This is a genomic window from Pseudomonas mandelii (assembly GCF_024138395.1).
Lineage (GTDB): Bacteria > Pseudomonadota > Gammaproteobacteria > Pseudomonadales > Pseudomonadaceae > Aquipseudomonas > Aquipseudomonas mandelii_E.
The window spans coordinates 1-5,107 of sequence record NZ_JAMYDU010000051.1 but is presented as its reverse complement, the minus strand read 5'-3'; the positions used below and the strand labels follow the sequence as shown (position 1 = coordinate 5,107).

At 57.4% G+C, this 5,107-nt stretch carries 6 protein-coding genes; 5 read left to right on the top strand and 1 reads right to left on the bottom strand.

All coding sequences use genetic code 11. The annotated features are described in order from the left end of the window. Nucleotides 1-87: 87 nt before the first annotated feature. Complete coding sequence (locus tag NHU87_RS28235) at nucleotides 88-363, bottom strand: DUF1652 domain-containing protein (RefSeq protein WP_007896200.1); 276 nt, start codon at nucleotides 361-363, stop codon at nucleotides 88-90. A gap of 275 nt (nucleotides 364-638) precedes the next feature. On the opposite strand from NHU87_RS28235, the gene NHU87_RS28230 reads away from it, so the two are divergent. The 5 genes from NHU87_RS28230 (at nucleotide 639) to NHU87_RS28210 (ending at nucleotide 4,962) form a co-directional block, all read left to right on the top strand. Continuing rightward, nucleotides 639-1,454: an AraC family transcriptional regulator gene (locus tag NHU87_RS28230; RefSeq protein WP_253555124.1), complete on the top strand. Its 816-nt coding sequence runs from the start codon at nucleotides 639-641 to the stop codon at nucleotides 1,452-1,454. Nucleotides 1,455-1,505: 51 nt separating this feature from the next. After that, the gene (locus NHU87_RS28225; protein WP_253555122.1) at nucleotides 1,506-2,912 is read left to right on the top strand and encodes an NAD(P)/FAD-dependent oxidoreductase; all 1,407 of its coding nucleotides are present in this window, start codon (nucleotides 1,506-1,508) and stop codon (nucleotides 2,910-2,912) included. Between the two features lie 30 nt (nucleotides 2,913-2,942). Continuing rightward, nucleotides 2,943-3,284: a cupin domain-containing protein gene (locus NHU87_RS28220; RefSeq protein WP_253555120.1), complete on the top strand. Its 342-nt coding sequence runs from the start codon at nucleotides 2,943-2,945 to the stop codon at nucleotides 3,282-3,284. 44 nt (nucleotides 3,285-3,328) lie between these two features. After that, nucleotides 3,329-4,414: a polyamine ABC transporter substrate-binding protein gene (locus NHU87_RS28215; protein WP_253555118.1), complete on the top strand. Its 1,086-nt coding sequence runs from the start codon at nucleotides 3,329-3,331 to the stop codon at nucleotides 4,412-4,414. A gap of 89 nt (nucleotides 4,415-4,503) precedes the next feature. Beyond that, on the top strand, nucleotides 4,504-4,962 hold the full coding sequence (locus NHU87_RS28210) for an REP-associated tyrosine transposase (RefSeq protein WP_253555116.1): 459 nt from the start codon (nucleotides 4,504-4,506) through the stop codon (nucleotides 4,960-4,962). Nucleotides 4,963-5,107: the final 145 nt, after the last annotated feature.

The window sequence follows — 5,107 nt, the reverse complement described above, 5'->3', positions numbered from 1 at the left end:
CCTGAAATACAAAACACCCGATGCGGTGCATCGGGCGTTAGGGTGAAACAGGTGTAAACCTATTTCAGGACTAGACAGTATTGGTGGTCAGGCATAACTCCTGAGAGCCTCCGGCGGAATGAAGGCCTCCAATTCATCTTCCACAGCTTCAATGATTCGTTCTACATCCGCCGCATTCATGACTGTTGCGCAAGGAATCCCGGCAATGGCGATCATGGTTTCGCCACTGGCGCGGTCGAACAGCCGGGCAACCATACTGCCCGGTGCATCCATGGTTGCTTCGAAACCCATGGGATGAAAATGCCAGCGCATCAGCTGGCAGGCATTTGGAAAAGTGACTTTGCTGAAAGACCCTTTATTCATGTGTTGCCCACCTTATTCATCGAGCGCTTCCTTTAGCTCATGTTAGGAGGGAAGAACCTTCAATGGCTCAACCGGTGACTGTCTTTAAAAGTAGCATCCAGATGTGAAAATCATGTGGATTTTTTTAGTCCGTTTGGCGGTTGGTTGATTTTTTTTTGATACAGATCACGGGGCACGGATTTTTCGACCAAAGGCCTATATTGCCGGGGCGTTCCACGGGGGCATTGAAGCCCCGCCAGAACTTCGGCAAGCTCGGTTTTTTTGTCGAGTCCTTTATGCACGCCGATGATGATGTCCCGTTGCAAATCCAGGCCACGGGCGAGACGGTCATGCGTTACCACCTGCGCTGGAAACACCGGGATCTGGACGGCGTCATGGCGCTTTATCACCCGGACATCCAGTACAACGACTTTTTCCAGAACCGCATAATGGGGATGGATGAATTGCGCGAGTATGTGCGCGACAGCATGCCCCGCGATCCGGATGAAGCCCTGGAGCATTCGGACCGTATTCGCCTGGATGGCGACACGGCGTTCATTCAATACCGCATTACCTTACGCGGCGGTGAGGGGCTGGCGTCGTTTCGGACCAGCGAGGCGATTACCGTACATGACGGGCTCATTTGGAGGGTCAATGAATACGCCACGCTCGTGCATGAACAAGCGACAGGCAAGGCCGCGCGCAACCTGCGCCCGGCGGTCAGCCGGCTCGGGCTGTCACCCCGGCAGCTGAGTTTCATGGCCGAGGATTTGCAGCAGTACTTCCAGCGCCAGCAACCGTACCTGGATCCGGAACTCGACCTGCAACGGGTGGCGAGGGAGTGCGGGTACAGCCGCAATCAGATTTCCTATCTGCTGAATCAGGTGCTCGGCCAAAGCTTCTACCGTTACGTCAATCAGGCGCGGTTGCAGCATTTGCTTGTGGCACTGGACGCCGCCACGCCGCCACTGCGCATCGACGAACTGGCCTTCGCGGCTGGCTTCAATTCGTTGTCGGCGTTTTACAGCTGTTTTCGCCGACACACCGGCCTGTCGCCCAAGGCTTATGCCAAACAAATTTCTTTGCGGGCACGCGCGCAAGACAATCCCTGACCCCACGCACTAGGATCGACGCCATCGAAGTTTTGAGTGGCGGAGTCTTGCATGTCGGCGTGGCGCACGATCAGTTTGTGGATGGATCAACTCGACGAGCCATTGCTGGCACGCCCGGCGCTGGAACAGGATCTGGACGTCGACGTGGCCATCATCGGCGCGGGGTACACCGGGCTCTGGACCGCGTACTACCTCAAGCGCCTGGCGCCGGCGCTGAACATTGCCATCGTCGAAGCAAACATCGCGGGTTTCGGCGCGTCAGGCCGTAACGGCGGCTGGTTGATGGGCAACCTGCTGGGCGAAGATCGCTTGCTTGCCGATTTACCGGCCGAACAACGCCGCGCTTCTTTCGATCTGCTGCACGGCATCCCTGATGAAGTTGGGATCGTCCTCGAACGAGAAGGCATCGACTGCGATTATCGCAAAGGCGGGGTTCTTTACTGTGCTGCGCGCTATCCCGAACAGGAAGCCAGCCTGCGCCACTACCTGGACACGCTCTACCGCCAGGGACTGAGCGAAAGCGACTATCGCTGGCTCAGTCCCGCGCAATTGGCGCAACAGATCAGAATTGCCAAACCTTATGGCGGTATCTATGCACCGCACGTCGCGACCATTCACCCGGCAAAGTTGGTCCGAGGTCTGGCGCGGACGGTGGAGCGCATGGGGGTCAACATCTATGAGAACAGTCCGGTCACTCAATGGCAGTCGGGCGGTTTGCGTACGGCCCAGGCTCAGGTCCGCAGCCACTGGATCGTGCCGGCGGTAGAAGGTTACGCGGTCACACTGCCACCGTTGGACCGTTATCAATTGCCGGTTCAGAGTTTGCTGGTGGCAACCGAACCGCTGTCCGCCGCGACTTGGGACGAAATCGGCCTCAGCCGCGGCCAGGCTTTCAGTGAAAGCAGCCGACAAGTCACCTATGGCCAGCGCACGGCGGATAACCGCTTGGTATTTGGCGCCCGTGGCGGCTATCAATTTGCTGGCAAGTTGCGCCATGACTTCGACTTGACCACCCGCGAAGTGGAGTTGCGGCGCTACCTGTTCAGCGAACTTTTTCCGCAGCTCAAGAACGTGCGAATCACCCATGCCTGGGGCGGCAACCTGGGCATGTCGCGGCGCTTCAAGCCGCACATGCTCTGCGATCGGGCCAGCGGCATCGCCGTGTCCGGCGGTTATGGCGGGGAGGGCGTCGGTGCCAGCAACCTCGGCGGGAGAACCCTGGCCGACCTGATTCTTCAGCGCGATACCGAGTTGGTCCGCCAGCCGTGGGTCATTCCTCAGGGCGGTCTCGACGCGCTCAAAGCCTGGGAACCCGAGCCCTGCCGCTGGTTGGGCTACAACGCGATCATCCGCAGCTTCGTCCACGAAGACCAGACCCTGGCCAACCCGGCCACCGCGCCTTGGCGACGCAAACTGGCCAGTCGGGTCGCGGGGTTCATGGAAGGGTTCATGCACTAAACGGCGTTTTCTTCATCAACAGGTACTCCCATGCCCATTACGCACTTCAAGCACACCGCAACCCTGAAGCTGGATGAATCGACTCCGGTCGCCGTGCCATTGGGCGTGCCCGTGGCAGTGGCCTCGACCACTAGCGTCGAACGCGACGATGGTGTCGAAACCGGCGTCTGGGAATGCACGCCCGGCCGCTGGCGCCGGCAGATTGTTGCCCAGGAATTCTGTCACTTCATTCAGGGCCGCTGCACCTTCACCCCGGACGACGGTGAAACCCTCTACATAGAAGCCGGCGATGCACTGATGTTGCCGGCCAACAGCCTCGGCATCTGGGACATCCAGGAAACCGTGCGCAAGACCTACGTTTTGATTTTTTGATCTTCTGATTGCCTGCCAACAACAACTCATACAGGAATCGACTCATGATCCGAAAGACACTGACGCTTGTTCCACTTGCGCTCGTCGCGACCTTCAGCCAGGCCGCCGAGACCGTGAAAATCTACAACTGGTCGGACTACATCGCGCCGGACACCACCAGGAACTTCCAGAAAGAAACCGGCATCGCCTTCAGTTACGACGTCTTCGACAGCAACGAAACCCTTGATGGCAAGTTGATGACCGGCACATCCGGGTATGACGTGGTGTTCCCGTCCAATCATTTCATGGCGCGGCAGATTCAGGGCGGGGCGTTGAAGAAGCTCGACAAAAATCAGTTGCCGAACTGGAAAAACCTCAATCCGGTGCTGCTCAAGACGTTGCAGGCCAATGACCCTGGCAACGAGCATGGCTTCCCGTATTTGTGGGGCAGCACCGGCATCGGCTACAACATTGCCAAGGTCAAGGCCGTGTTGGGCGACAACGCACCGGTGGATTCCTGGGACCTGATCTTCAAGCCCGAGAACATGGCAAAGTTGCAGAAGTGCGGCGTGGCAATCCTCGACAACGGCCCGGAACTCTTGCCGGCGGCGTTGAATTACCTGGGGCTGCCACATCACAGCAAGAACCCCGAGGATTACAAAAAAGCTGAAGCGCTGCTGATGAAAGTCCGGCCCTATATCAGCTATTTCCACTCCTCCAAGTACACCAGCGACCTGGCCAATGGCGACATCTGCGTGGCTGTCGGCTTCTCTGGCGACATCCTGCAAGCGGAAAGCCGCGCCAAGGAAGCCAAAAACGGCATAAACATCGGCTATTCCATTCCCAAGGAAGGCGCCGCCATCTGGTTCGACATGGTCGCCATGCCCGCCGACGCCCCGGACGAGAAGGCCGGTTACGCCTTCATGAACTACCTGCTGCGCCCCGACGTGATGGCTGACATCAGCAACTACGTGCACTACGCCAACGGCAATGAACAAGCCGATATCCTGATCGACCCGACCATCAAAAACGACACCAAGGTATATCCGAGCCCGGAAATGATGGGGAAATTGTTTGCGTTGGAAGCCATGCCATTGAATGTAGATCGGGTGCGGACGCGCGTATGGAACAAGATTCGTACGGGTAGTTGATCGGTCATCTTTTGTTGACATTGGCGCCGGTCGGGCTGACTGCGATGAGTTAGATTCCATGCCTCTTTCAGTAAGCAGGAGGCAACGGAATGCCTGCATGTTCGAAAGCTGGTCATCTGCGCATTGGGCGTTATTCGGAGCCTGGACGCATCTACTTGTTAACAGCTGTGGTTCACGATCGGCAGCCAATTTTTACCGATTGGCGCATGGGGAGGCTGGTTGTTCAACAATTACATCTGGCTCAGGACGAGAATTGGGCAGACTTTTTGACTTGGGTGGTGATGCCAGACCATATGCACTGTCTGGTACAACTTAGGGATAAGACGTTGGCCGAGCTGATGTGTCGAATCAAATCCCGTAGCAGTCTGGCCGTTAATCAGGCGCTAGGGCGAAGCGGGCGTTTGTGGCAGAAGGGCTATCATGATCGAGCAGTTCGGCGGGACGAGGACGTGAAAAATCTTGCTCGATATGTCGTCGCCAATCCCATTCGGGCGGGACTGGTGACACGTGTTCATGATTATCCATTGTGGGATGCGTGTTGGCTGTGATGTTTTACGACTGCTGCGCAGCCGAACGCAGGCTGCGCCAGCTGCTACAAAACCATAGCGCACCGGAAACCTGTAGCAGCTGCCGAAGGCTGCGTTCGGCTGCGCAAGTCGTAGAAATCGATCATCTCCAAAATACCTATGCCGA